This window comes from Skermanella rosea (assembly GCF_016806835.2).
Taxonomy (GTDB): domain Bacteria; phylum Pseudomonadota; class Alphaproteobacteria; order Azospirillales; family Azospirillaceae; genus Skermanella; species Skermanella rosea.
This window is the reverse complement of the sequence record NZ_CP086111.1, coordinates 4,063,650-4,086,902: the sequence shown is the minus strand read 5'-3', so window position 1 is coordinate 4,086,902 and position 23,253 is coordinate 4,063,650. Positions and strand designations below refer to the sequence as shown.

23 protein-coding genes are annotated in these 23,253 nt (G+C 67.6%); 14 read left to right on the top strand and 9 right to left on the bottom strand.

The genetic code is table 11. The features are described 5' to 3' along the window. Positions 1-24 precede the first annotated feature (24 nt). Positions 25-1,104, bottom strand: a complete 1,080-nt coding sequence (locus JL101_RS19055) for a hypothetical protein (protein WP_203097805.1) — start codon at positions 1,102-1,104, stop codon at positions 25-27. A 24-nt stretch (positions 1,105-1,128) separates the two neighbouring features. After that, the gene (locus tag JL101_RS19050) at positions 1,129-1,404 is read right to left on the bottom strand and encodes a hypothetical protein (protein WP_203097806.1); all 276 of its coding nucleotides are present in this window, start codon (positions 1,402-1,404) and stop codon (positions 1,129-1,131) included. Between the two features lie 257 nt (positions 1,405-1,661). Here JL101_RS19050 and JL101_RS19045 point away from each other — a divergent pair, with 257 nt between their 5' ends. The 3 genes from JL101_RS19045 to JL101_RS19035 are packed head-to-tail and all read left to right on the top strand — an operon-like array spanning position 1,662 to position 4,759. Then, the gene (locus tag JL101_RS19045; RefSeq protein WP_203097807.1) at positions 1,662-2,540 is read left to right on the top strand and encodes an alpha/beta fold hydrolase; all 879 of its coding nucleotides are present in this window, start codon (positions 1,662-1,664) and stop codon (positions 2,538-2,540) included. Positions 2,541-2,570: 30 nt separating this feature from the next. Next, positions 2,571-3,383 (top strand): 16S rRNA (uracil(1498)-N(3))-methyltransferase, encoded by an 813-nt coding sequence (locus tag JL101_RS19040; RefSeq protein ID WP_203097808.1) that lies wholly within the window; start codon positions 2,571-2,573, stop codon positions 3,381-3,383. Between the two features lie 11 nt (positions 3,384-3,394). Further along, positions 3,395-4,759: a glutamate--cysteine ligase gene (locus JL101_RS19035; protein WP_203097809.1), complete on the top strand. Its 1,365-nt coding sequence runs from the start codon at positions 3,395-3,397 to the stop codon at positions 4,757-4,759. 42 nt (positions 4,760-4,801) lie between these two features. Here the strand turns inward: JL101_RS19035 and JL101_RS19030 are convergent, their stop codons facing one another. After that, positions 4,802-6,133 (bottom strand): pentapeptide repeat-containing protein, encoded by a 1,332-nt coding sequence (locus JL101_RS19030; protein ID WP_203097810.1) that lies wholly within the window; start codon positions 6,131-6,133, stop codon positions 4,802-4,804. A 212-nt stretch (positions 6,134-6,345) separates the two neighbouring features. On the opposite strand from JL101_RS19030, the gene JL101_RS19025 reads away from it, so the two are divergent. Continuing rightward, complete coding sequence (locus JL101_RS19025; RefSeq protein ID WP_203097811.1) at positions 6,346-7,239, top strand: MBL fold metallo-hydrolase; 894 nt, start codon at positions 6,346-6,348, stop codon at positions 7,237-7,239. A 684-nt stretch (positions 7,240-7,923) separates the two neighbouring features. Here JL101_RS19025 and JL101_RS19020 read toward each other — a convergent pair. Next, a complete protein-coding gene (locus tag JL101_RS19020) occupies positions 7,924-8,511 on the bottom strand; it encodes an exopolysaccharide biosynthesis protein (RefSeq protein ID WP_203097812.1) in 588 nt (195 codons plus the stop codon). 1,532 nt (positions 8,512-10,043) lie between these two features. On the opposite strand from JL101_RS19020, the gene ffh reads away from it, so the two are divergent. The 5 genes from ffh (at position 10,044) to rplS (ending at position 13,764) form a co-directional block, all read left to right on the top strand. Then, the gene (gene ffh, locus JL101_RS19015; protein ID WP_203097813.1) at positions 10,044-11,408 is read left to right on the top strand and encodes a signal recognition particle protein; all 1,365 of its coding nucleotides are present in this window, start codon (positions 10,044-10,046) and stop codon (positions 11,406-11,408) included. Between the two features lie 89 nt (positions 11,409-11,497). Next, positions 11,498-11,875 carry a 30S ribosomal protein S16 gene (gene rpsP / locus JL101_RS19010; RefSeq protein WP_202684282.1) on the top strand — a complete coding sequence of 126 codons (378 nt, stop codon included), beginning with the start codon at positions 11,498-11,500 and terminating at the stop codon, positions 11,873-11,875. 37 nt (positions 11,876-11,912) lie between these two features. Continuing rightward, entirely contained in the window at positions 11,913-12,527 is a 615-nt protein-coding gene (rimM, locus tag JL101_RS19005; protein ID WP_203097814.1) for a ribosome maturation factor RimM, read from the top strand. After that, entirely contained in the window at positions 12,527-13,294 is a 768-nt protein-coding gene (gene trmD / locus JL101_RS19000; RefSeq protein ID WP_203097815.1) for a tRNA (guanosine(37)-N1)-methyltransferase TrmD, read from the top strand. The genes rimM and trmD overlap by 1 nt, the downstream gene beginning before the upstream one ends. A gap of 71 nt (positions 13,295-13,365) precedes the next feature. After that, a complete protein-coding gene (gene rplS / locus JL101_RS18995; protein ID WP_202684279.1) occupies positions 13,366-13,764 on the top strand; it encodes a 50S ribosomal protein L19 in 399 nt (132 codons plus the stop codon). A 109-nt stretch (positions 13,765-13,873) separates the two neighbouring features. On the opposite strand, the gene JL101_RS18990 is transcribed toward rplS, so the two are convergent. After that, positions 13,874-14,506, bottom strand: a complete 633-nt coding sequence (locus JL101_RS18990) for a sensor histidine kinase (RefSeq protein ID WP_203097816.1) — start codon at positions 14,504-14,506, stop codon at positions 13,874-13,876. Positions 14,507-14,885: 379 nt separating this feature from the next. Then, the gene (locus JL101_RS18985; RefSeq protein ID WP_203097817.1) at positions 14,886-15,179 is read right to left on the bottom strand and encodes a hypothetical protein; all 294 of its coding nucleotides are present in this window, start codon (positions 15,177-15,179) and stop codon (positions 14,886-14,888) included. Positions 15,180-15,424: 245 nt separating this feature from the next. Between JL101_RS18985 and JL101_RS18980 the strand changes: the two genes are divergently transcribed. The 5 genes from JL101_RS18980 to JL101_RS18960 all read left to right on the top strand — a co-directional run bounded on the left by JL101_RS18980 (position 15,425) and on the right by JL101_RS18960 (position 20,966). Beyond that, positions 15,425-16,219, top strand: a complete 795-nt coding sequence (locus JL101_RS18980) for a radical SAM protein (RefSeq protein WP_203097818.1) — start codon at positions 15,425-15,427, stop codon at positions 16,217-16,219. 52 nt (positions 16,220-16,271) lie between these two features. Beyond that, positions 16,272-17,324 carry an esterase-like activity of phytase family protein gene (locus tag JL101_RS18975; RefSeq protein ID WP_228434967.1) on the top strand — a complete coding sequence of 351 codons (1,053 nt, stop codon included), beginning with the start codon at positions 16,272-16,274 and terminating at the stop codon, positions 17,322-17,324. 60 nt (positions 17,325-17,384) lie between these two features. Continuing rightward, positions 17,385-18,482: a right-handed parallel beta-helix repeat-containing protein gene (locus JL101_RS18970; RefSeq protein WP_203097819.1), complete on the top strand. Its 1,098-nt coding sequence runs from the start codon at positions 17,385-17,387 to the stop codon at positions 18,480-18,482. Positions 18,483-18,546: 64 nt separating this feature from the next. Beyond that, a complete protein-coding gene (locus JL101_RS18965) occupies positions 18,547-19,965 on the top strand; it encodes a YcjX family GTP-binding protein (RefSeq protein ID WP_228434966.1) in 1,419 nt (472 codons plus the stop codon). After that, positions 19,962-20,966, top strand: a complete 1,005-nt coding sequence (locus JL101_RS18960) for a TIGR01620 family protein (protein WP_203097820.1) — start codon at positions 19,962-19,964, stop codon at positions 20,964-20,966. Before JL101_RS18965 ends, JL101_RS18960 begins: the two co-directional genes overlap by 4 nt. A gap of 78 nt (positions 20,967-21,044) precedes the next feature. On the opposite strand, the gene JL101_RS18955 is transcribed toward JL101_RS18960, so the two are convergent. The 3 genes from JL101_RS18955 to JL101_RS18945 are packed head-to-tail and all read right to left on the bottom strand — an operon-like array spanning position 21,045 to position 22,889. After that, positions 21,045-21,560, bottom strand: a complete 516-nt coding sequence (locus JL101_RS18955; protein WP_228434965.1) for a hypothetical protein — start codon at positions 21,558-21,560, stop codon at positions 21,045-21,047. 8 nt (positions 21,561-21,568) lie between these two features. Next, a complete protein-coding gene (locus JL101_RS18950) occupies positions 21,569-22,177 on the bottom strand; it encodes a hypothetical protein (protein ID WP_203097822.1) in 609 nt (202 codons plus the stop codon). Beyond that, entirely contained in the window at positions 22,164-22,889 is a 726-nt protein-coding gene (locus JL101_RS18945; protein WP_228434963.1) for a MotA/TolQ/ExbB proton channel family protein, read from the bottom strand. Before JL101_RS18945 ends, JL101_RS18950 begins: the two co-directional genes overlap by 14 nt. Positions 22,890-23,253 lie beyond the last annotated feature (364 nt).

Below are 23,253 nucleotides of genomic sequence, written 5' to 3'. Positions count from 1 at the left end.
TTAACGCACCCCCTTAAGAGGTATTCACCTTGTTGCGGGACCCGCCGCCGGGTTCATGTGGCGGATCAGGTCGACCATCAGGTCGCCGGTGCCGTCGCCGCCGAGCTTCGAGAATCCCTCCGCCAGCAGCGGCATCAGCGCCTCGCTGGGGCAGATCCGCTCCAGCGCGTGCAGGGTCGTGACGGTCGCCTCCAGGGCGGAACGCCTCGTCCCCGCGTCGGCCGAAGCCGCCCTGTCGGCCAGGGAGACCAGGTCGCTGGAGACCTGGGCCTGGACCGTCTCGACCTCGCGCCGATAGGCGTCCAGCCGGCCCAGCGCCTTGAACAGCTGCCTGCTTCGGGCGAGCGCCGACAGGGCCTCGCCCAAGGCGCGCCGGTCCCGGCCCGATCCCGTGCCGCCTCCGGCACCGATACCGGCCAGGAGACGGGCATGCTCGTCCGCCCGCGCCGCGACCTCGCCCAGGAAACGGTCGTTCAGCAGGTCGTGAAGCTCGCTCTCCAGGCGATGGAGCCGGGCCGCGTTGCGCGGAATCCGGCCGCCGGCGCTGGACTTCAGGCCGGTCAGGTGGCGCGCCGCCGGTTCGATCCGGTCCAGCGCCTTGTTCAGGTCGGCCGTTCCCGGGCTGCCGTCGAACGCCGCCTTCGCCCCGGCCTGCAGGTCGCCGATCGCGGCGGCATAGACCGTCTCGAGGGTTTCGGCGGGTATGGCGGCGGGGTTCCGCGCCAGGGCGTCGATCAGGTCCAGGGCAGAACGGCCCGTCTCCGGATGCCGGGCCAGCAGCGTCAGGAACAGGTCGACGCTGCCGCGGTCCTGCTCGCCCAGTTCCGAGACGAACCGGCCGAGCGCCGCCACCGCGGCCGGGTCGGGGCGATCCGGCACCGCGCCGGCCAGCAGGCGTCGCAGGCTCAGCACCGGCTCGCGGACCCGGATCGCGCAGTCGATCTCCGCCGCGATCGCCCAGAAGTCGGGATAGGCGCGGGCCTGCTTGCGGGCGAAGGCCGGGTCGGCCTTGGCCCGGCCGAGGACCGCGCGCAACGCGCCGTGGCAGCTTTCCAGATCGTCGGGTTCGCCCTTGCCGGCCTCGCGCAGGATCGCGTCCCACACCGGCGCGATCGCCGACCGCGGAATCTAGAACCGCTGGCGCTGGCGCCCGACCGGGCCGCACAGCAACTCCTCGAAGGGTTCGCAGAATCGGCGCTGGGCGGTGTTCCGCCGGGGAGGTTTCTCGACCCGCAGCCAGGATCGCATCGCCTCCATCAGGGTTGAGCGCATCGCCGGGTCGCCGAGACCGTCGGACAGCCGGTAGACCTCGCGCAGGCGGTCGCCGGAACCGGCGGCGGTTCCGGTTCCCCGGGCAAGGTTCAGGATGGCGGCGGGATCGGCGGGCTTGATGGTGGCGGTCATGTCGGATGGATCGGGCCAGGGGATGACTACCCCTATCAATTAACCTGAATTTAAGAACAATTAAATCTTCCTTAAGGGCTATGAGACCCTCGCCTTCGCCCGCGCGGGGATGATTTCGTGCCCGGCCGGATCTCCCGTCCGACCTAGCCACTTTGCGCCGGTTCCGGCCTGAACGCGGGATCTTGCAGACAACCGGGGAAGCGGTATGGGAAAGTGGCGCGCCACTCCAACTCCAGGAAGCTTCGGGAGACGACGGAATGTTCGAAGGATTCACGCGGCGGCGCATCGCGACCAGCGGCGCCGAGATCAACCTCGTCGTCGGCGGCGACGGTCCGCCCCTTCTGCTCCTGCATGGCTTTCCGCAGAACCACGTGATCTGGCACAAGGTGGCCGGCGCCCTGGCCGAGCGGTTCACCGTCGTGGCGACCGACCTGCGCGGCTACGGCGACAGCGAGAAGGTGCCGACGACGGAGGACCATTCCTCCTATTCCAAGCGGGAGATGGCGCGCGACCAGGTGGAGGTGATGCGGATCCTGGGGTTCGAGCGGTTCCAGGTGGTCGGCCACGACCGCGGCGGCCGGGTCGCCCACCGCATGGCGATCGACCATGCCGCCCGGGTCCGGCGGCTGGCGGTGCTCGACATCGTGCCGACGCTGACCACATTCCAGAGCGTCGACCAGCAGCTCGCCACCGCGTACTACCACTGGTTCTTCCTGATCCAGCCCCATCCGCTGCCGGAGCACATGATCGGCCTGGACCCGGAATTCTACCTGCGGCGCAAGACCAGCATGTGGGGCGTCGGCACCGCCCACTTCACGCCGGAAGTCATGGCCGAGTATATCCGGTGCTTCCGGAACCCCGCCGCGATCCATGCCATGTGCGAGGACTACCGCGCTGCGGCGACGATCGACCTGGAGCACGACCGGGCCGACCGCGCAGCCGGGGTGAAGGTATCGTGCCCGCTGCTGGCCCTGTGGGGCGCGCGGGCCACCATGGACCGCTGCTTCGACGTGCTGGCGACCTGGCGGGAAGTGGCGCTGGACGTGCGCGGCCAGGCGCTCGACTGCGGACACTATATCCCCGAGGAGCGGCCGGAGGAGTTCACCGCCGCATTGCTCGACTTCCTCGAAACCTGACCTGATCCCGCCCGACCATCGATGGAGACCATGGAGACCGATACCGACCGCGAACCGCTGCGGACCCGCCTCTATGTCGGGGAGCCCCTGTCCGGCGGGGCCACCGTCGGCCTCGGCCACGAGCGGGCGCATTACCTGCGCCATGTGCTTCGGCTCGACCGCGGCGACCGGGTCGCGCTGTTCAACGGCCGCGACGGCGAATGGGCCGCCCGAATCGACGGCTTCGGCAAGGGCTGGTGCAGCCTGGCGGTGGAGGCGCTGCGCCGGCCCCAGGCCCCGGAACCCGACCTGTGGCTGCTGTTCGCTCCGATCAAGCGGGCGCGCATCGACTTCGTCGCGGAAAAGGCGGCGGAACTCGGCGCGGCGCTGGTCTGGCCGGTGCTGACGCGCCATACCGACGTGGCCCGCGTCAATGTCGACCGGCTGCGCGCCAACGCGGTCGAGGCGGCGGAGCAGTGCGAGCGGCTGACCGTTCCGGAGCTGAGGGAGCCGGCCCGGCTCGACCAAGCGATGCGCGACTGGCCGGCGGAACGCGTGATCCTGCTATGCGCCGAAGCCGGTCCGGTCAGGCCGATCGCCAGCGCCGTCGCGGAGTTGGCACCCGGCCCGGCGGCGATCCTGACCGGTCCGGAAGGGGGCTTCGCCAAGGATGAGCTTGACGGGTTGCTGAAACTGCCATTTGTTGTTCCGGTCGGGCTGGGGCCAAGGATCCTGCGTGCCGACACGGCGGCGCTCGCCGCGCTCGCCTGCTGGCAGGCCCTGGCCGGGGACTGGGCGGCAGGCGGCGCCGACGTGCGTCCCCCGTTCCGTTCCCCCGCGTCCCGAAACCAAGAACCAGGTTGATCAGGCATCCCATGTCCGCCCCTCCGAAGTCCCGCGGCGAACCGATTTCCGACCCGCGCAGTCTGGTGAGCCATCTCGAGCAGGGCAGCAAGCCCGCGTCCGACTGGCGTATCGGGACCGAGCACGAGAAATTCGCGTACCGCACCAGCGACCTGCGCCCGCTGCCCTACGACGGGCCGGACGGCATCGGCGAGCTGCTCAACCGGATGACCCGCTTCGGCTGGGAACCCGTGTATGAGGGCGACAACGTCATCGCGCTGACCTGCGGCTCCTGCAACATCAGCCTGGAGCCGGGCGGCCAGGTGGAACTGTCCGGCGCCCCGCTCGAAACCCTGCACGACACCTGCGCCGAGGTCCACGAGCACCTGGACCAGGTCAAGCAGGTCGGCCGGGAGCTGGGCATCGGCATGATCGGCCTGGGCTTCAATCCGAAATGGAAGCGGGACGAGATCCCGTGGATGCCCAAGGGCCGCTACAAGATCATGCGGGAATACATGCCGAAGCGCGGCTCGCTCGGCCTCGACATGATGATGCGGACCTGTACCGTGCAGGTTAACCTGGACTTCGGGTCCGAGGCGGACATGGTGAAGAAGTTCCGCGTCAGCCTCGCCCTCCAGCCGATCGCGACGGCGCTGTTCGCCAACTCGCCCTTCACCGAGGGCCGGCCCAACGGCTTCCAGAGCTTCCGGAGCCATATCTGGACCGACACCGACCCCGACCGCTGCGGCGACCTGCCGTTCGTGTTCGAGGAGGGGTTCGGGTTCCAGCAATATGCCGACTACGCCCTCGACGTGCCGATGTATTTCGTCTACCGCGACGGAAAGTACATCGACGCCTCCGGCCAGAGCTTCCGCGACTTCCTCCAGGGCCGCCTGCCGGCGCTGCCGGGCGAACTGCCGCTGATGACCGACTGGGCCGACCACCTGACCACGCTGTTCCCGGAAGTCCGCCTCAAGCGCTACCTGGAGATGCGCGGCGCCGACGGCGGCCCGTGGCGCGGCCTGTGCGCCCTGCCGGCCCTGTGGGTCGGGCTGCTCTACGACGGCACGGCGCTGGACGCCGCCTGGGACCTGGTCAAGGACTGGACGGCAGAGGAGCGGGCCCATCTCCGCGCCGAGGTGCCGCGCCTCGCCCTGGACGCCACCCACCGGGGCCGTCCCCTGCGGGAGGTCGCGGCGGAGGTCCTGAGGATCGCCGGGGAAGGCCTGCGGCGGCGCGCCCGCAACGACCGCTGGGGCGACGACGAGACCCACTTCATCAACACCCTGCTGGAAGTGGCCGAGACCGGCGAGACCCCGGCGACGATCCTGCTGAACCGCTATCATGGCGAATGGCAGGGCGACATCGACCGCGTCTTCGCCGAATTCTCCTACTGAGGCGAAGTTCCCGCAAGGAAGGCGGCAGGGAACAGCGGGCCGTCAGGTGCCCGTGGCCCCGGCCATGTCGGCGCCTTCCAGGCGGGCGCCTTTCAGGTCGGCGCCGGTCAGGTTGGTCTCCCGCAGGTCCGCCCCGCGCAGGTCGGCGCGCGACAGCACCGCGTCGGTCAGGTTGGCCTTGCGCAGGTCGGCCCCCTGGAGATTGGCCCCCTCCAGCCGCACCCGGTGCAGGTTGGCGCGCCAGACATGGCCGCTGCCGCTCTGGATGTGCACGGGGTTCAGCTTGGCGCCGCTCAGGTCCGCCCCGGTGAGGGTCGCCCGCTCCAGGTTGGCACCGCGCAGGTCGGCGTTCGACAGGTTGATCCGGCGCAGGTCGCACAGCGACATGTCGGCCATGGCCAGCACGGCGGACCTCATGTCGGCCTTGACCAGGGTGGCGCCCTGCAGCACCGCGGCCGACAGGTTCAACCCCCGCAGGTCGAAACCGGTCAGCTCATAGCCCGAGAGGTCGGCCCGATGCCCCTCCTTGCCACCGCTGTCCATCCAGGCGGCGTGGCCCGCGGCCACCTCCGGCAAGGTGCGGCCGAGGCCGGCGAAGTCCTTCGCCAGCACGGCTCCCGCCAGTTCCGGCGCGCGGCGCTGGGCATCGTCCAGGATCGCGCCGATCAGCACGGCGTTCGCCAGCCGCGCGCTGTCGAGCACAGCGCCGGACAGGATGGCACCGGTCAGCCGGGCTCCGGTAAGGTTGGCGCCGGTCAGGTCCGCGCCCTGCAGGTCCGCCCCGGTCAGGTCGGAATTGGTCAGGTTGGCCCGGACGAACTTGGTGCCGCGCATGACCGCGTCGGTCATGTCGGTCTGCATCACGAAGGCATTGGATACCCGGGCGCGGGACAGGTTGGCGCCGCGCATGATGGCGCAGGTCAGCTCAGTGGTGAGCTTGACCGCCTCCTGGTTGACCGACGCCATTTCGCCCGACTTGCCCATATGGACCAGCATGCCGTCGCGCAGGTCCGCCTCGATCAGCATGGCCTCGCTCAGGATGGCGCCGCGCAGGCAGGCGCCCCGCAGGTCGGTCTTCATGAGGGTGGCGCCGGTCAGGTTCGCCAGGCGCAGGTCGGTGCCGTAGAGATCGGCGCCCGTCAGGTTGCAGCCCAGCAGACGGGTACTGAACAGCTTGGCCCCGCTGAAATCGGCGTCGGTCAGGTCCAGGCCGCTGAGATCGAGGTGTGACAGGTCGCGCATCTTGAAGATGGCGCGCGTCCCTCCGGGCTGGCGCTTGAGGAATGCCTTGTGCCGGTTCGTCAGTGCGTTCAGCTCCTGCTGGGAGAGCTTGGCGCGGGGGATCTCGCTGGTTTCGGCGGAGGCAGAAGCCATTGGGGGGCCATCCTGGAATCTTCCTCGGCAAGCCTAGGCGGAAAGGACGAAGGATTCGTTAAGGCCGTCGTGACCAATCGATAACCAAGTGTGAAATTTTCCTATACTCCGCCGGGAACGGTCGAAACGGGGGCCGGTTGGTTGAATGCGCCCGTCGATCGGGCCCACCGGAATACGAAGGTTCGGAAGAACAGAGGCGGGAAAGCATAGAGATGGCCGGACAGATCCCCTTGCCCCCGAGCGCCAGCGCGGTCGATCCCGAGCTGGACGCGGCGCGCGGCGACAAGACCCACCAGATCGCCCCCGATCTGGCGTACCGCCGGCTCGGCATCGTCAACGTCGTCTTCTGGGGCCGTCCCGGCGCCGGCGACCGGCAGTGGGTCCTGATCGACACGGGCATCCCAGGGACCAAGGGCATGATCACGGGGGCCGCCGGCGAGCGGTTCGGACCCGGCGCCCGGCCTTCGGCGATCGTGATGACCCACGGCCACTTCGACCATATCGGCGCGCTGGAGGATCTGGCCCGGGAATGGGACGTTCCCGTCTACGCCCACCCGCTCGAACACCCGTATCTGAACGGCAGGGCGTCCTACCCGCCGGGCGATCCCTCCGTCGGCGGCGGCGCCATGGCGGCGCTGGCCCGATTCTACCCGCGCGGCCCGGTCGATGTCGGCAGCCGGCTCCGGGCGCTCCCGGAGGACGGCACCATCCCGGAGATGCCCGGCTGGCGCTGGCTCCACACGCCCGGCCACAGCGTCGGCCACGTGTCGCTCTGGCGCGAGACCGACCGCACCATCGTCGCCGGCGACGCCTTCGTGACGACGGGGCAGGAGAGCGCCTACGCCGTCGCGGTCCAGCGGGCGGAGATGCACGGCCCGCCGACCTACTACACGGTGGAGTGGGACAAGGCGAAGCGGTCCGTCGCCAAACTCGCCGCCCTCGATCCCGACCTGGTCGTCACCGGTCACGGCGAACCCATGAAAGGGCCGGAGATGCGCACCGCCCTCTACCGCCTGGCGGAGGAATTCGACCGCGTCGCCGTCCCGAAGCAGGGCCGCTACCTGGACCACCCCGCCCGCGCGGAGGACGGCTCGGCCTACCGGTAGAGCGGTCCCCGATCAGGTTGAACCGCTCCGATCCTCGCAGCCGGCCGTTCCACTCGCCGCACTGTGTTGCGCCATGGGCGCAACCTACGGCTCGATGCAGGGCGGAGGTGATGCGGGCCGACGGTCGTAGGTTGCGCCCATGGCGCAATGCATCGGATCAGCTGTCTCGGGCGGAGCGACCTGATCGGGTACAGCTCTAGCCGGCCTGGCCGTGCCGCTCGGAAGTGGCGCTAAAAGCGGTCAGAGTGAATTTCTCATCACCTGCCTTCAGCAACCGCGCCGGACGCTATCGGCTTGCCGGCTTGTCGCCCCTCGGCGACGTTCCGCTCCGAAGGCTCGCGGGGATCTGAAACGGCTATCGAGCCCGATTTATGTGTCTAGGTGGCTCGGCGTGCCTCCCTTCAAGGGATCTTCGCACCGCTCGACTGGACAATTTTGACGAATGATCCGTCTATGGTCATCCTATAAGTTGTGCATGACTTGAACCACAAGCCCAATTCCGTGCTAAAAGGGGCCAGAGTGATTTTCCTCATCAGCCACGATCAGTAACGCCGCCCGACTCGGTTGCCCTGACGGCTTGTCGCCGCTCCGCTCCGGAGATTCGCGAGAATGTATCGCCCGCGGGTTAGCTGAAGCTCCATCCAAGTCTCTCAGGGAAGGGGGGCTCCGTTGAACCCTCGCGGCTCAGCTGAAGCCGAACTGCCAGACGGCCACCGGCACCGCCAGGAGCAGGATCAGCGAGAACAGGACGAGGCCGCCGTCCCTGGTCAGCAGCCCGGCAGCGAAAAACGCGATCACGGCCGACGCGATGGACCCCGAGGTCGGTATCACCTCCATGAACGGCATGAACAGCGTCAGCGCCAGGATCAGGAACAAGGGCAGGAAAAGCCACGGCCGATGAAGGAAAAAGGTGAGCCGCGCCTTCAAGAACCGTTCCACGAACAGCACGGGCTTGCGCAGCCAGCCGATCCCCTTGCAGAGCTTCTCCGTGGACAGGCGCCGATGGCTGATGATCTGTGGCAGCCAGACGCAATCCCGTCCGAGGATCATCTGCACGACCAGAATGAGGATGATTACCGCGACCGTCGCCGTCAGGCCGGGGATCGCGCTGGCCGGCGAGGTGGAGATCAGTGAAAAAATCAGCATCAATGACGCAAAGGATTTGTGACCAAGTTTCTCGACCACTTCCTGCACGGTTATGCTCTCGCCTCGTGCCGTGCTCTCCAATCGATCAAGGACATCGCTGAGGGCGCGGTGTGGTTGATCACTCATGCTGCATTCTCCTGAAGTGGACCCAATGTTTTTCGGCGAGCTCTCCACAGGAACCGGGAAGGTCCGCCGAGGGATCCATCAGCTCCACATCCGGGGCATAATTCCGGACGCGGGTCCCGCTTGTCCGGGTACGCCGCATCCGCAAGCGAGAGATGGTCTAGTGCCAGGATGAAGCCGGTCTGCTGGCCGGCATGCCCACCTGACGGCAGGCGCAACCTTCCGCCCCGGAGGTCCACGACACCGTTGAAGAACTTCGGCGGTTCGCTTATCTTTCGAGGGTAGGCGGCGGGACGTGCATCCCGCCGCCGGCTCCCGGTCTAGAATTGCAGGTCGAACAGGATCTTCACCCTGAACGCCTGGAACCAGACCTGGAGAGAGAACCGATGTTTCCGCATCGATCTGCTCCCTCTGTAGCGGAGGCGACCGGGCCAGTCCCGGTCGCTGTCCGCATGTCCAAGCTAGAATAGACATTCGCCTCATACGAGCGTCTTCGTGACGCATGCAACTCCGTGGGCTCGCGACAGCCGCTCGGCAGATCGCGTTGGCTGCCCGCCGACGATCCCACCATGACGAATGCTGACATTGGCGTCCCTGAGAGGGGGGCTAATCCTGCAACACGCCTCCGGACGCCCGCCGGCCTCCAGGATCATCGAGCCTGGCCGATACGGATGATGACGTTCATGGACCTGGGTGCGGGGACCCATGACAGTGTTGAAGAATTCCGGCGGTTCGCTTATCTTTCGAGGGTAGGCGGCGGGACGCACATCCCGCCGCCGGCTCCCGGTCTAGAATTGCAGGATGAACAGGATCTTCACCCTGAACGCCTGGAACCAGACCTGGAGAGAGAACCGATGTTTGCGCATCGAACTACTCCCTCTGTAGCGGAGGCGGCCGGGCCAGTCCCGGTCGCTGTCCGCATTTCCAAACTAGAACAGGTATTCGCCTCATACGAGCGTCTTCATGACGCATGCAACTTTGCGGGCTCGCAACGGCCGCTCGACGCATCGCGACATCGCCCGCCGACAGCCCTGTCATTACGGATGCTGACATTTGCGTCCTTGCCAGGGGAGGGGGATGTCGTCAGCCACGGTCACGGACACCCGTCGGCTTCCCGATCGTCGGGGCTCGCCGTCACGGATGCTGACATTTGCGTCCTTGCCAGGGGAGGGGGTGTCGTCAGCCAAGGTCGCGGACGCCTGTCGGCTTCCCGATAATCGGGGCTCGCCGTCACGGATGATGACATATGCGGCCTTTCCGGGGGGATTAGCGATAGCCGAGGAAGCCGCCGGAGGGAGCCGCACAAAAGCATAACCCTTCTGTTGACATCGCCGCGCCGGTCCCCTAGTTTCGCGGTCCGCTCAATCCCATGAGCCGCCTTGTCTGCGCCCGAGGGTGCCCGCCGGTCCGCGAGTTTCGCGCACTGGCGCGTTTCCGTTTGGGCGCATGTCGGGCGCATGGCCAGCCAGTCTGGCCGTCGCGGCGGCGCAGTGGGGCAGGGCATCCGACTTTCGCGAACCATGACCGAGTGACGCATGTTTGAAGGGCTGACCGGACGGCTGGGAGACATCTTCGATCGTCTCACGCGGCGTGGCGCGCTGAGCGAGGAGGATGTCGGGATCGCTCTGCGCGAGGTGCGCGTCGCCTTGCTCGAAGCCGACGTGGCCTTGCCCGTCGTCAAGCAGTTCATCGCCGGCGTCAAGGAGAAGGCCGTCGGCCAGGAGGTCCTGCGCTCGGTCACGCCCGGCCAGATGGTCGTCAAGATCGTCCACGACCATCTGGTCGAGATGCTGGGCTCGTCCAGCGAAGGCATCAACCTCGAAGCCGCCGCCCCCGTGCCGATCCTGATGGTCGGCCTCCAGGGTTCGGGCAAGACCACCAGCACCGCCAAGATCGCGCTCCGCCTCAAGACACGCGAGCGCAAGAAGGTCCTGATGGCCTCGCTGGACACACGGCGCCCGGCGGCCCAGGAACAGCTCAAGATCCTCGGCGAGCAGGTCCAGGTCGCGACCCTCCCGATCGTCCCCGGCCAGCAGCCGGTGGAGATCGCCAAGCGCGCCATGCAGACCGGCCGCCTCGAAGGCTACGACGTCGTCATGCTCGACACCGCCGGCCGCCTCGCGATCGACGACGAGCTGATGGCCGAGGTGGCAGCCGTCCGCGACGCCACGAGGCCGGTCGAGACCCTGCTGGTCGTGGACGCCATGACCGGCCAGGACGCGGTGACGGTCGCGACCAACTTCCAGGACCGTGTCGGCATCTCCGGCATCGTGCTGACCCGGATCGACGGCGACGCCCGCGGCGGTGCCGCGCTGTCGATGCGCCAGATCACCGGCAAGCCGATCAAGCTGCTGGGCGTCGGCGAGAAGGTGGACGCCCTCGAAGCCTTCCACCCCGACCGCATCGCCGGCCGCATCCTGGGCATGGGCGACGTGGTCAGCCTGGTCGAGAAGGCCGCCGAGAACATCGACAAGGCGGAGGCCGAGAAGCTCGCCAAGAAGATGGAGAAGGGCACCTTCGACCTCGACGACATGGCGAACCAGCTCAAGCAGATCCGCAAGATGGGCGGCATGGGCGGCATGCTCGGGATGCTGCCGGGCATCGGCAAGATCAAGAACCAGCTCAAGGACGCCAACATCGACGAGGGCATCCTGAAAAAGCAGGAAGCCATCATCTCGTCCATGACCAAGGCCGAGCGGCGCAATCCCGACCTCATCAAGGCGTCGCGCAAGCGCCGCATCGCCATGGGGTCGGGCGTACAGGTCCAGGATGTCAACCGGCTGCTCAAGCAGTTCCAGGACATGCAGACCATGATGAAGAAGGTCAAGAAGATGGGCCAGAAGGGCATGATGCGCCAGGGTCTGGCCGGTCTCCTTCCCCGCGGCAAGGGCTTCCCGTAAGCCGCCGTCCGGGCAGTTTCGCCCAAGACAGTTCGCCTACCGACAAGACAGCCAATACCTGCAACCTGAGTGAAGAGAGTAGTTTCGCAATGTCCTTGAAGATCCGTCTGACCCGCGGCGGCGCCAAGAAGCGCCCGTTCTACGCCATCGTCGTCACCGACGCGCGCAGCCCGCGCGATGGCCGCTTCATCGAGAAGATCGGCACCTACAACCCGATGCTGGCCAAGGATCATCCGGAGCGCGTCGTGCTCAACACCGAGCGCGCCAAGCACTGGCTGTCCGTCGGCGCCCAGCCGACCGACCGGGTCGAGCTGTTCCTCGGCCGCGCCGAGGTGGTCCCGATGCCGGCCCAGAGCCAGAACCCCAAGAAGGCCGCCCCCAAGGCGAAGGCCCAGGAGCGGATCAAGGCGGAGCAGGCCGCTGCGGCCAAGCGCGCCGAGGCGGAAGCCGCCGGCAGCGCCGAATAATTCCATCCGGTAATCTCGAAGGCTCAGGTCTCCTCCCATGGCACCCCGGTCCGCAGGCAAGCCCGATGCAACTGGCGCACGCGTGTGCGTCGGCCAGATCGTCGGCGTGCATGGCGTGCGCGGCCTGGTGAAGCTGAAGAGCTTCACCGGCGATCCCGCCGCCATCGCGGACTACAATCCGCTCACCGACCACACGGGTACCCGCCGCTTCACCGTCGAACTCCAATCGGCGATGAAGGACTATTGGCTGGCCCGGGTGCAGGGGGTTGCCGACCGGACCGCCGCGGAAGCCTTGCGCGGCGTGCTGCTCCATGTCGAGCGGGATCGCCTGCCGCCGCCCGAGGACGAGGACGAGTTCTACCATGCCGACCTGATCGGCCTGCCGGTCCTGCGGCCGGACGGCGAGCGGATCGGCACGGTGGTCGCCCTCCACGATTTCGGCGGCGGGGACATGCTCGAAGTGGCGCTTCCCGACCGGCGGACCGCCATGGTTCCGTTCACCAGGGCCATCGTGCCGGTGGTGGACGTGGCCGGCGGACGCATCGTCGCCGACCCGCCCGAAGACCTGCTGGCGCCGCCGGGCGCCCCGGATCGGGGCGAAGACGAAGATGACGGCCGCGCTGACGGCGCCGGCGGCAGGGAGGGGGCGTGATGGACCGGCCCTGGACCGTCCGCGTGTTGACCCTCTTCCCGGAGATGTTCCCGGGGCCGCTGGGTCTCAGCCTGGCCGGGCGAGCGCTCGAAAGCGGGATCTGGTCCCTGGAAGCAGTGGACATCCGGTCTTTCGCACGCGATAAACACCGCTCGGTCGACGATACCCCGTTCGGCGGCGGTCCCGGCATGGTCATGCGGCCGGATGTCCTGGACGCGGCGCTGACGGCCGCCACCGGCGGCGCGGCAGCGGCGGAACGGGGCCGGGTCATCTACCTGTCGCCGCGCGGACGCCTGCTCGACCAGTCCCTGGTCAGGGAGCTGGCGTCCGAACCCGTCGTGACCCTTCTGTGCGGACGCTACGAAGGGGTCGACGAGCGGGTCCTGGAGGCCCACCGGGCCGAGGAGGTCAGCCTCGGCGACTTCGTGCTGTCCGGCGGCGAGCCGGCGGCCCTGGCCCTGATCGATGCCGTCGTCCGGCTTCTGCCGGGCGTCATGGGCAACGAGGAGACCGCCGGGGAGGAGAGTTTCGAGCGGGGATTGCTGGAGTATCCCCACTATACGCGGCCGGCCGACTGGCAGGGGCGCACGGTGCCGGAAGTCCTGCTTTCCGGTCACCACGAGAAGGTACGGGCCTGGCGGCTGGCCGAGGCGGAGCGGATCACCAGGGCCCGGCGGCCCGACCTGTGGTCCCGCTACGAGGCCGCCCGCGAGGCGGAAGAACCGCGGAAGCGCCGCCGGCGCGACCGCGTCGTGACGATGGAATAGATGACAAACGGGTCCGCCGGGAGCCTGCCAAGGGTTCGGCGCGCCATCAGTGAAGGTAAGGGGTGAGTGCGATGAACATCATTCAGCAGATCGAGGCCGAACAGGTCCAGAAGCTGGTCGACAAGCGCGGCGTTCCGGAGTTTTCCCCCGGCGACACGCTGCGCGTCAACGTGAAGGTGGTCGAGGGCACGCGCGAGCGCGTCCAGGCCTACGAGGGCGTCTGCATCGCCCGCAAGAACGCCGGGCTGAACAGCAGCTTCACCGTGCGCAAGATCAGCTACGGCGAGGGCGTGGAGCGCGTGTTCCCGCTGTACAGCCCCCGGATCGACAGCATCGAGCTGGTCCGCAAGGGCGACGTCCGCCGGGCCAAGCTCTATTACCTGCGCGAGCTGCGCGGCAAGCGGGCGCGCATCAGCGAGCGCACGACCGGCCGCGGCATGAACACCAAGGAGGCGGGCGCGTCCAAGTAAGGACCGCGCCGGCTCCCTTGCCGGACATGACGGGAAAGCCCGCCGAACCTTGTTCGGCGGGCTTTCGCATGATTGGACCAGGGCCGCCGGGACGGTCGGCCGCCATGGGCTAAAGGGGGATCGACATCCGTACGACGGTGCCGCTGCCGGTCGTCTCGGCCGTCAGCGTCGCGTTCAGCTGTGCCGCCAGCGCCTCGGCCAGCAGCATCCCGGCATCGGCGTCCGGGTCGAACCCGGAAGGGAGGCCCCGGCCGTTGTCGGCGATCACCAGATCGAGCATGTCCGGGGCGGGGCGGGTCAGCGAGATGCGGATCCAGCTCTTGGCCGGAAAGGCGTGCCGCAGGCTGTTGGTCAGCAGTTCGTTGACGATCAGGCCCAGCGGCACGGCAAGCGAAAGGCCGCCGGTGATCTTCTCGGACTGCACGTCGATCTCGGTCCCTTGCGCGCCGCCCGGCACGTTGGCGCTGGTGGTCGTCACCAGTTCGCTCAGGTACCGGCCGAACTCGACTTGCGTCTCGCTGCCGGACTCGTGCAGGTGGCGGTAGGCGATGGCCAGCGCCTCGATCCGCTGAAGCGTCAGGTCGTAGGCGGTCCGGGCATCCGGGTCGCGGATGCGGCCGCTCTGGAGCTTCAGGAGGCTGATGACGAGCTGAAGGCTGTTCTTGGCCCGGTGCTGCAGTTCGCGCAGGGCCGCCTCTTTCTCCTTCAGGGCCTGTTCAAGTTGCCGCGTATGTTCGTCCATGTCAGGAGCATGTGCTGTTGTCAAAGGCGGATCTCCTGACCGTGGTCGCAACGCCGCGGAACAAAAGCTCTGCGGGAAGAAATTATCCAACCCACGGAGTTTCCATCGAATGCGCCATTATGTACAGCAAACAGGCTAACTCTCAAATATACTTTCCGGCTTAGGTGATTGGACCCGCAAGGGTCATCCGGTCGCCGGAGATTTTCTTCGAGTTTCCCTAAAAATGACAAAAGGGGCGCACCTGCCGTCCGGCGATCGCGGCCTGGGTCCGGACTCCGCGTCTTGTATTTCGTATTCAACATCCGGGCGGGCTCGGGGTTCCGATGCGGCGGTCGGAACATGATGAGGGGAGTCCGTTCCGGCTCGGACGACGGCCGGGTCAGTTGAACAGGCGGCTGAAGAACCCGCGCTTCTTCGCCGGTGCCGACGCCTGGGTACGTCGCGGCTGCTTGCCGTCGATGTACTCGTCCTTGAAGCGCTTCATGTCCTCGCTTCGCCCGAAGGTGAACCGGACATGGAAGATATAGGTCTTGGTCTTCTTGAACTCGTCGATTTCCTCGGACATGCCGAGGAACTGAAGCTCCCATAAGCCTTTGACGTTGGCCCTTATCCAATCCTCGGCCTCGTTCATCTTGCCCTGACCACGGAACTTGTGAACGAGTTCATACGTCATGTGCGATGTCATTGCCTTGCGTCGCGTCGTTTCCGATCCAGCCCTCCGAGCGGGCACCGCCTGCAAGGCTAGGCGCAACGCGTGTAGATTCGGTTACCCCGATCCGGCCGGGACCCGACGCCGTGCAGGTTGATGTGGATCAAGGCGCCCGTCAGCGCCCTGCTCCATGGTGACGATCGAGGTCGGTGCCGTACCGGCGGCTCGATGGCGCAAACGCATCCGGCCAGGCGGGCGCACGGGATTTCATGACCGATCTTTCCAACCAGATGGAACCGCCGGAGAGTTCCCGGAACGTCTCGGGGCGGATCCATTCCGTCTCCGCGCTCGGCACCGGACCCGGCGGGCCGGGGGTGCGCTTCGTCATTTTCCTGGACGGGTGCCCGCTGCGTTGCACCCAGTGCGCCGAACCGGGCAGCACCCTGGTTTCGGAAGCCGAGCCGAGGGGCAGGGAGGGCGCCGGGGAGATCGACTCCCTGATGCAGCAGATCGCGCGCTACGCCGACTATATGCGGGTGTCCGGCGGCGGCGTCACCGTGGCCGGCGCCGAGCCGCTCGACCAGGCGGCTTTCATCCGCGAACTGTTCCGGCGCTGCCGCGACATGGGCATCGCCACCGCCCTGGATACCTGCGGGGGCGGAAACCTGTTCGCGGCCAAGGGCTTGCTGTATCTGACCGACCTTGTGGTGCTGGACCTGACGCCGGTCGAGCCGGGGGCGCTGGACGGGCGGCCGTCCCCGTCGTCCGCAGGCACCCTGCGGTTCGCCGGGATGCTGCGGGCGGCCCGCAAGCCGGTCTGGGTGCGCTTCGCGGTGGTCCCGGGCGTCAACGACGATCCCCGCCACGTGGAAACCCTGGCCGAGTTCGCGGCATCGCTGCCGGACGTGGAACGGATCGAGGTGCTCCCGTTCCATCGGCTGGCGACCGCCCATCTTCGCGACCGCTGCCCGTCGCCGGCGCTCCGCACCCTCGGGCCGCCGAGCGCCCGGCAGGTCCGCACGGTCCGGAACATCTTCCGCAGCCGGGGCCTGCGAGCCTATTGAGAACCTCCGGCCTGACGGGGGACAAAGGTCTTACCGCGGCGTGGTACCCGGCATGAACCGAGAAAAGCTGTCGCACCGCATCATCGGCGATGCCATCTATGGGGCCATGGCTGCACTTCAAGATTTCGTCCGGCGGGCGTTCTTCCTCGCGTCGCTCGCCACCTTGGCGGTGGTCGGCTGTTCGCCGCTCACCGCCAACGGTCCCCTGGAGAACTCCTATGCCGTCCGCCTCGACGACAGCCGGCCCGAGCGGCGGGACATCGGATCGCTGAAGTACCGCGGCGGCGTGGCGCTCACCGATCCCGATCCGGAATTCGGCGGCCTTTCCGGCATTGAGGTCGAACCGGACGGGCGCCGGTTCGTCGCGATCTCCGACCGGGGCAAGGTGATAACCGGCAACATCGACTATGACGACGAGGGCGACCTCACGGGGGTGCGCGGCATCACCGTGGCGCCGCTGCTCGACATCGACGGGAAGCAGGCCGTGACCAACCGCGCCGACTCCGAGGGGCTGGCCCGGCTGCCCGACGGACGCTGGGCGGTCAGCTTCGAGCGCTGGCACCGGGTCGAGCTCTATGCCCCCAACCCGGACGGCCCTGTGACACGGCCCCTGCCCAAGCTGCCGCGCCCGCCGGGTATCCGCAGCGCCGAGGGCAACAGCGGCCCGGAGGTGCTGGCGGCCCTTCCCGACGGACGGATGCTGGTGATCGAGGAAGGGTCCGACGACAAGGCCGGCTTCAGCCGGGCCTGGCTGGGCGGTGCCGATGGCTGGGAAAGCCTGAGCTATCGCGGCAAGGCGCCGTACCGCCCGACCGATGCCGCGATCCTGCCGGACGGCGACCTCGTAGTCGTGGAGCGGCGGGCCTCGATCCTGGGCGGGTTCGGCGCGCGGATCGTCCGGGTGCCCGGCGCCTCGATCGACGCGGGCGCGGAATTGTCCGGCACCGAACTGGCGGTGCTGGAGCCGCCGGTCACGACCGACAATTTCGAGGGCATCTCCGTGGTGGCGACGCCGGACGGGCGCACCTTGCTCTACCTCGTCTCCGACGACAATCTCTGGGGTCTCCAGCGGACCTTGCTGATGATGTTCGAGATCGGCGCCTGACCGGAGATCCGCTCGGCCCGTCCCGCAATCTCTCCCGACCGGATGGAGTTCGCGTTACCCATGCCTTTCCTGCCGTCTTCCCCGTCGATGAAGCATCCGTTCCTCTTCGCCCTGCTGCTGGCAGCCGCCGTCTCCGTCTGGCCGGCCCCGTCCCGGGCGGCCGCGCCGTTCGACGGCGGCGGAGAGCAGAGATACCGGATCTGGGTCTCCCCCGAGGGCCCGGTCGGCGACATCAACGTGGCTATCGAGCGCGCGGTGCCCGGAACCGACATCATGGTCAGGGCGGGAACCTATCGGGGGCCGGTCAAGTTCTCGAAGAACGGGACGGAGGGCGCCCCGATCCGGCTGATATCGGCCGACGGCCACGGGAAGGCGCGCATCGTGTCGGAGAAGACCGGGATCTACGGCTTCGGGACGCGGAACGTCGGGGTGTTCGGCTTCCACGTGATCGCCGGGGCCAGCGGCAACGGCATCCAGTTCGGCCTGTCCGGGCGCGATACCAGCGACATGTCCCGGTATGCCCGGAACATCGTGATCGCCGACAACCTGGTCGAGCGGGCGGGGGAGGACGGCATCAAGATCAGCCAGGCGGACAATGTCCATCTCTATCGCAACATCGTCCGCGACAGCGGCGCCGATCGGAACGCCAACGGCGACGGCGGCATCGACCTCGTCGCGGTCAACCGGTCGCGGCTGGTCGGCAACGTCGTCGACGGAACGCCCGGCCATACCTGCCTGATGATGAAGGGCGGCAGCGAGGGCAACTTCGTGGCCGGCAACGTCATGAAAGGGTGCGAGCGCGACGGCATTTCCGTCGGCGGGCTGACCACGGGCCGCTGGATGCGGCCCGGAACGGACTCCGAGGCCAAGTACAACACGGTCGTCGGGAACGACATCGAGGCCGGGCGGGTCGGGCTTCTGATCTACGGCGCCACCGGCAACAAGGTCACGCACAATCTCTGCGCGGGACGGCGGGCGTGCCTGAACGAGCGGGTCAGCAACCGGGGGCACGAGCCGATGCACAACCATGACAACCGGCTGGAGAACAACGAGCGCGAGCCGGCGCCCGGCATTGGGACCTCGGCGGTCCAGGGCGGCGATCTCGCGCGGTGGGCCGACCTGCACAGGACGGATGTGCTTCCCGCCGGTTCACGATAGACAGGCTTTGCCGCAGAATTCGTTCCACCCGAACCCGTACCAACCGGACCTGTCGAGACAGAGATTGCCTCCATCACCCTTCCGCGACCTGACCAACCTGGGAAGCCGGGCCTTCGACCGCGTCGGCGAACTGACCGACCGGATGCTGGACGGCAACCTGCGCATCGGCGTGACCGGCCTGCGCCGATCCGGCAAGACGGTCCTGACCACCGCCCTGATCGACAACCTGCTGCATGCCGACCGGCTGCCGTTCCTGGACGTGGTCGCGACCGGCCGCTTCATCGCCGCCCGTATGGAGCCTCAGCCCGACCAGGCGGTGCCGCGCTTCGACTACGAAAGCCAGATCGCCCGGCTGACCGCGCCCGACCCGCAATGGCCGAACAACACCAAGGTCACCAGCCAGGTGCGGGTGGCGGTCCGCTACATGCCGGGGACGATGCTGAAGCGCCGTCTGCTGGGACCGACCCGGCTGAACTTGGACATCGTGGACTATCCCGGCGAGTGGCTGCTCGACCTGCCATTGCTGGACCGGAGCTATGCCGAGTGGTCGCGCGAGACCCTTGAGCTTGCCAGGCGCCCGCCGCGCGACGCCCTGGCGGCGGAATGGCTTGCCTACCTGTCCAACCGCGACCCTGCCGGCCCCGCCGAGGAGGCGGTCGCCCGGCGGGCGGCGGAACTCTACACGCAATACCTGCTGGCATGCCGGGCCTCCGACCAGCTGCTCAGCCTGATCCAGCCCGGCCGCTTCGTGGAGCCGGGCGAGCTGGTCGGAGCGCCGGTGCTGGCCTTCTGCCCATTGCCGGAACCCTCGGCGCGGGCTGGGCGGCATACCCTCTGGGCGATGATGGAGGAGCGGTTCGAGGCCTACAAGACCAACGTCGTGCGCCGATTCTTCACCGAGCACTTCGCCCGGCTGGACCGTCAGATCGTGCTGGTGGACGTCATCGGCGCCCTGAATGCCGGGCCCGCCGCCCTGGCCGACATGCAGACCTCCCTGTCCGCCACGCTGGAATCCTTCCGCCACGGACGGTCGAGCTGGCTCGGCCGGCTGCTCGGCGGGCGGATCGACCGGGTTCTGTTCGCCGCCACCAAGGCCGACCATATCCCGTCCAACCAGCACGCCAACCTGCGCCGCCTGCTAGACGGGCTGGTCGAGGAACGGCGGAACGCGATCCGGTTCGAGGGCGCGCGGGTCGAGACCATGGCGATCGCGGCGCTGAAATGCACCGAGACGGTGATGGCCGAGCACCAGGGCCGGCAGCTCGCCTGTGTAAGGGGCATTCCCATCGGGCGGACCGAACCGACCGTCCTGTATCCCGGCGAGATCCCCGACGACCACCGGCTGCTGACCGACGACGGCGTGCGCCGGCTCAACTTCCTGGATTTCCGGCCGCCATTGCTGTCGGCCCGGCAGGGCCGGGGCCTGCCGAACATCCGGCTCGACCAGGCGCTGGACTTCCTGATCGGAGATTTCCTGTCATGACCGGGCGGACGCGGGACAAGGACTTCATCGCGCCGATGGAACTGGACCCCGGCGGCGCCGTGACGGTGGTTCCGGACGACCGGGCCGCCGGTACCGCGGCATCGGGCCTGCCGGCCGAAGCCGACCTGCCGGACCCCGTCCCGGCGCCCCGGCGCTGGGCTGTCCGGCTGCTGGTCGGCTCGGCGGCGGCCTTGGTGGCGTTGGCGGTCGGGTACGACACGGTCGACCTGATCCGGCGCGCCTTCGAAACCAGCGCGCTGCTGGGCGGCGGTGCCGTCGCGCTGGCGGGCGGGGCCGTGCTGGGCGGATTCGGCCTGCTCTCGGGCGAACTGCGCAGCCTGCGGCGACTGCGCCGGATCGACGGGCTGCGGGAGGAGGCCGAGCACCTGCGGACGTCCGGCAGCCACGGCGAGGCCGCGCGCTACGCCGGGGCGGTCGCCTCGCTCTACGGCGACCGGCGCGACCTGTCGGCCCAGGTCCAGGCTCTCCGGGATAATCTCAGCGACGCGCACGACGACCGGGAGGTCGTGCGCATGGTCAACCTCCAGCTGCTCCAGGACATCGACCGCCGCTCGTACCAGCTCGTCCTGCGGGCGGCCCGCGACACCGCGGTCGCCACGGCGCTGAGCCCGGCGGCGCTGCTCGACGTCGTGATCGTGCTGTGGCGGAACCTGAAGCTGGTACGCGAGGTCGCCACCCTCTACGGCGCCCGTCCCGGCTATGTCGGCAGCCTGAAGCTGCTGCGCCGGATGCTCGCCAACATCGCCATCGCCGGCGTCGCGGAGAGCGGCAACGACCTGATGGTGGAGGCCCTGGGAAGCACGCTCGCGGCGTCGCTCTCGACCCGCGTGGGGCAGGGGGTGATCAACGGGTTGCTGACCGCCCGCGTCGGACTGACCGCCATGCATCTGTGCCGGCCGCTGGCCTATGACGAGACCAACCGCCCCAGCCTGAAGCGCATCCGGCGGGAGCTGCTGAACGTGCCGAAGCAGGTCCTGTAGGGGCCGCGAAGCGGGACGCCTCCTCCGCAGGATCGGGAGGAGGCGTCCCGGAGAGCCGCTCGACCGGAGGCCTGGCCGTCAGGCGCTGGTGCCGGGGTGCTGATAGACAAGGGGCGCGTCCCCGCCGCCGCGCTCGCCGTTCTTCTCCGGCAGCTTCGGCTGGGGCAGGGCGTAGAACATCGGCTTGTCCTTGTCCCAGGTGTTCTCGAACGGCAGTTCCATCTTCAGGCCGCCCTGGTTCTTCTCGGCCTCGCGCATGGCCTGTTGGAGCTGCTTGGCGACGTCCTCGCTCCAGCCGATCTTGTAGTAGCGGGGCTCGGCGGTGTCGGGCAGCTGGAGCCAGAGGTAGATCGCCTCACCCTCCTGCATCCGGGCGCTCAGCACGGTCGCCTCGCTCATGCTGCGGTGGAACCACTCCAGCGCCACCGGCTTCGGCTTGCTCAGCAGGTCGGCGAAGCTGGCGTAGGACAGCGGCATGAAGGCCGCCGCCAGCGTCACGGCGCCGACCTTCACCCACAGCTTGCGGGGCGACCAGATGCTGATGGTGGCGAGCCCAGCGGCCAGCACGACGGCCACGACAAAGAGGTTCATCATGAGTGGCATCACTGCCTCCACTTCCGCAGGGCCTTCGGCAGGCTGTTGACGCTGCTCGGGACGAGATCCCCGGCCTCCGTCAGCTTGAACCGGTAGACCGTAAGTTCCTGGTTTTCGACCGTCAGATCGACCGTGCTGGACAGCACCTGCTTCGCGGACTCTGCGGTGGGCTTCTTGACGCTGGTCACGACGGTGACCTTGACCGGCGAGACCCGGGCCTTGTTGCGGTACATGTGCAGGTTGATCGCATATTCGCCCGGCGGTATGCCCCGGCTGTAGCTGACCTCGTAGTTCAGCTGGGTCGGGTCGGCGTTTCGGCCGAGGTCGTCGCGCAGCAGGTTGAAGATGACACCGGACTTGTTGGAATACCCGACCGGCACGTCGCCCGGCGCCTGGACCCACAGGTCTATGTCGGTATCCAGCTCGTCGGCCCACCGGGCCTCGACCATGACGTTGCCGGGGGTCGTGCTGACGGCGGCCTGGGCCTGCTGCTTGGGATTTAGGTGCGGCAGCAGCAGGATCACGACCGCCACGAAGCCGCACAGGGCGAGCGTTATGACGTCGCGGAAGACGGTGCCGTTGACGTCTTCGTCGTCGAACTGGTCAAGACCCTGCATGGCGTTCACCCAGCGCCGTGATTTCGGTGATCAGGTTGACGGTGCCGGTGGCGAGCATGTTGTAGTTGATGCTCAGCCAGATGTTCAGCACGCCGCCGACCAGGGTCGTGTAGAGCGCCACCGACATGCCTTCGATCAGCTTGGTGACCATCGGGGCGATCGAGGCTACGTCACCGGCCTTCGCCGGATCGACCCCGCTCAGGGAGATGATGAAGCCGACCACGGTCCCGATCAGCCCGAGCAGGACCAGGCTCGCCGCCAGATGCCGGACCATCGCGACCCGGGACGACAGCTTCAGGCGGAGATTGCCCGCGAGGGTGCTCCGGCTGCCGCTGTCACGGCCCATGACCTCGGCGACGTAGCGCGCGGCGCGCGAATTGACATGAATCTGGAAATCCTTGCACGCGTTGAGTTCGCAGCTGGTGCGCCAGACCCTGGAGGCCGAGACCGCCAAGCCCACCAGGAAAACGGCGAAGATCAGCTGGCACAACCCGGTATCGTCGGAATCGAGGATCGGCGTGATCCATCCCTGAAGCCATGCCGCGGCCAGGAGAGCGGAAGCGACTGTATTGACTAAGGCAAAACGCAGAACTAAAAGGTATTTCTGAGGGTTGAGGACAAAATCGACAATAGTGTTGGAAGACCGTGTGTGTAGAACGGTCGGCACGGTACTCCGCGCCGTGTGGACGGTCTCAGCAGTCGCATCGGTCATCAAGGCTCTCCGTTGACAAGCGGCTGATCAGAACTTCATCTCTCCAACTCCCTATCGCAATCGTTATGCCAAGCATCTTTTTGAGCGCGACCTGTTGATTGTACACAGCAACACAACCGTCACAAGACCGAGGAGTCCAGCCGAAGGCGCGGAATCCTGCACATAATTGAAGCAGAGATGGAAATCGGCACCAAAGATGCCTGAAAATTGTGCAAAACAGCCGAAAATAAAGCAGTTTTTAACGATTTGAGCGACAGAATGTCACGGATATGGCCGACCATATCCTGGTATCGCGGAAACCGGGCTGGTCCTGCCGCGCCACAGCCATCGCTTTGTTTGCGAAAGGTTTATCGGAAAATCCGCC

What these genes read in the sequence shown, in the direction of transcription:
- JL101_RS18955 (WP_228434965.1), bottom strand. Translation starts at nt 21,560, where the DNA reads ATGATGAACCTCTTTGTCGTGGCCGTCGTGCTGGCCGCTGGGCTCGCC.
- JL101_RS19020 (WP_203097812.1), bottom strand. Translation starts at nt 8,511, where the DNA reads ATGAGTGATCAACCACACCGCGCCCTCAGCGATGTCCTTGATCGATTG.
- JL101_RS19030 (WP_203097810.1), bottom strand. Translation starts at nt 6,133, where the DNA reads ATGGCTTCTGCCTCCGCCGAAACCAGCGAGATCCCCCGCGCCAAGCTC.
- rplS (WP_202684279.1), top strand. Translation starts at nt 13,366, where the DNA reads ATGAACATCATTCAGCAGATCGAGGCCGAACAGGTCCAGAAGCTGGTC.
- trmD (WP_203097815.1), top strand. Translation starts at nt 12,527, where the DNA reads ATGGACCGGCCCTGGACCGTCCGCGTGTTGACCCTCTTCCCGGAGATG.
- JL101_RS19035 (WP_203097809.1), top strand. Translation starts at nt 3,395, where the DNA reads ATGTCCGCCCCTCCGAAGTCCCGCGGCGAACCGATTTCCGACCCGCGC.
- JL101_RS19045 (WP_203097807.1), top strand. Translation starts at nt 1,662, where the DNA reads ATGTTCGAAGGATTCACGCGGCGGCGCATCGCGACCAGCGGCGCCGAG.
- JL101_RS18945 (WP_228434963.1), bottom strand. Translation starts at nt 22,889, where the DNA reads ATGACCGATGCGACTGCTGAGACCGTCCACACGGCGCGGAGTACCGTG.
- JL101_RS18990 (WP_203097816.1), bottom strand. Translation starts at nt 14,506, where the DNA reads ATGGACGAACATACGCGGCAACTTGAACAGGCCCTGAAGGAGAAAGAG.
- JL101_RS18970 (WP_203097819.1), top strand. Translation starts at nt 17,385, where the DNA reads ATGCCTTTCCTGCCGTCTTCCCCGTCGATGAAGCATCCGTTCCTCTTC.
- rimM (WP_203097814.1), top strand. Translation starts at nt 11,913, where the DNA reads ATGGCACCCCGGTCCGCAGGCAAGCCCGATGCAACTGGCGCACGCGTG.
- JL101_RS18950 (WP_203097822.1), bottom strand. Translation starts at nt 22,177, where the DNA reads ATGCAGGGTCTTGACCAGTTCGACGACGAAGACGTCAACGGCACCGTC.
- JL101_RS18975 (WP_228434967.1), top strand. Translation starts at nt 16,272, where the DNA reads ATGAACCGAGAAAAGCTGTCGCACCGCATCATCGGCGATGCCATCTAT.
- JL101_RS19025 (WP_203097811.1), top strand. Translation starts at nt 6,346, where the DNA reads ATGGCCGGACAGATCCCCTTGCCCCCGAGCGCCAGCGCGGTCGATCCC.
- JL101_RS19040 (WP_203097808.1), top strand. Translation starts at nt 2,571, where the DNA reads ATGGAGACCGATACCGACCGCGAACCGCTGCGGACCCGCCTCTATGTC.
- JL101_RS18985 (WP_203097817.1), bottom strand. Translation starts at nt 15,179, where the DNA reads ATGACGTATGAACTCGTTCACAAGTTCCGTGGTCAGGGCAAGATGAAC.
- JL101_RS19050 (WP_203097806.1), bottom strand. Translation starts at nt 1,404, where the DNA reads ATGACCGCCACCATCAAGCCCGCCGATCCCGCCGCCATCCTGAACCTT.
- JL101_RS18960 (WP_203097820.1), top strand. Translation starts at nt 19,962, where the DNA reads ATGACCGGGCGGACGCGGGACAAGGACTTCATCGCGCCGATGGAACTG.
- JL101_RS18980 (WP_203097818.1), top strand. Translation starts at nt 15,425, where the DNA reads ATGACCGATCTTTCCAACCAGATGGAACCGCCGGAGAGTTCCCGGAAC.
- ffh (WP_203097813.1), top strand. Translation starts at nt 10,044, where the DNA reads ATGTTTGAAGGGCTGACCGGACGGCTGGGAGACATCTTCGATCGTCTC.
- rpsP (WP_202684282.1), top strand. Translation starts at nt 11,498, where the DNA reads ATGTCCTTGAAGATCCGTCTGACCCGCGGCGGCGCCAAGAAGCGCCCG.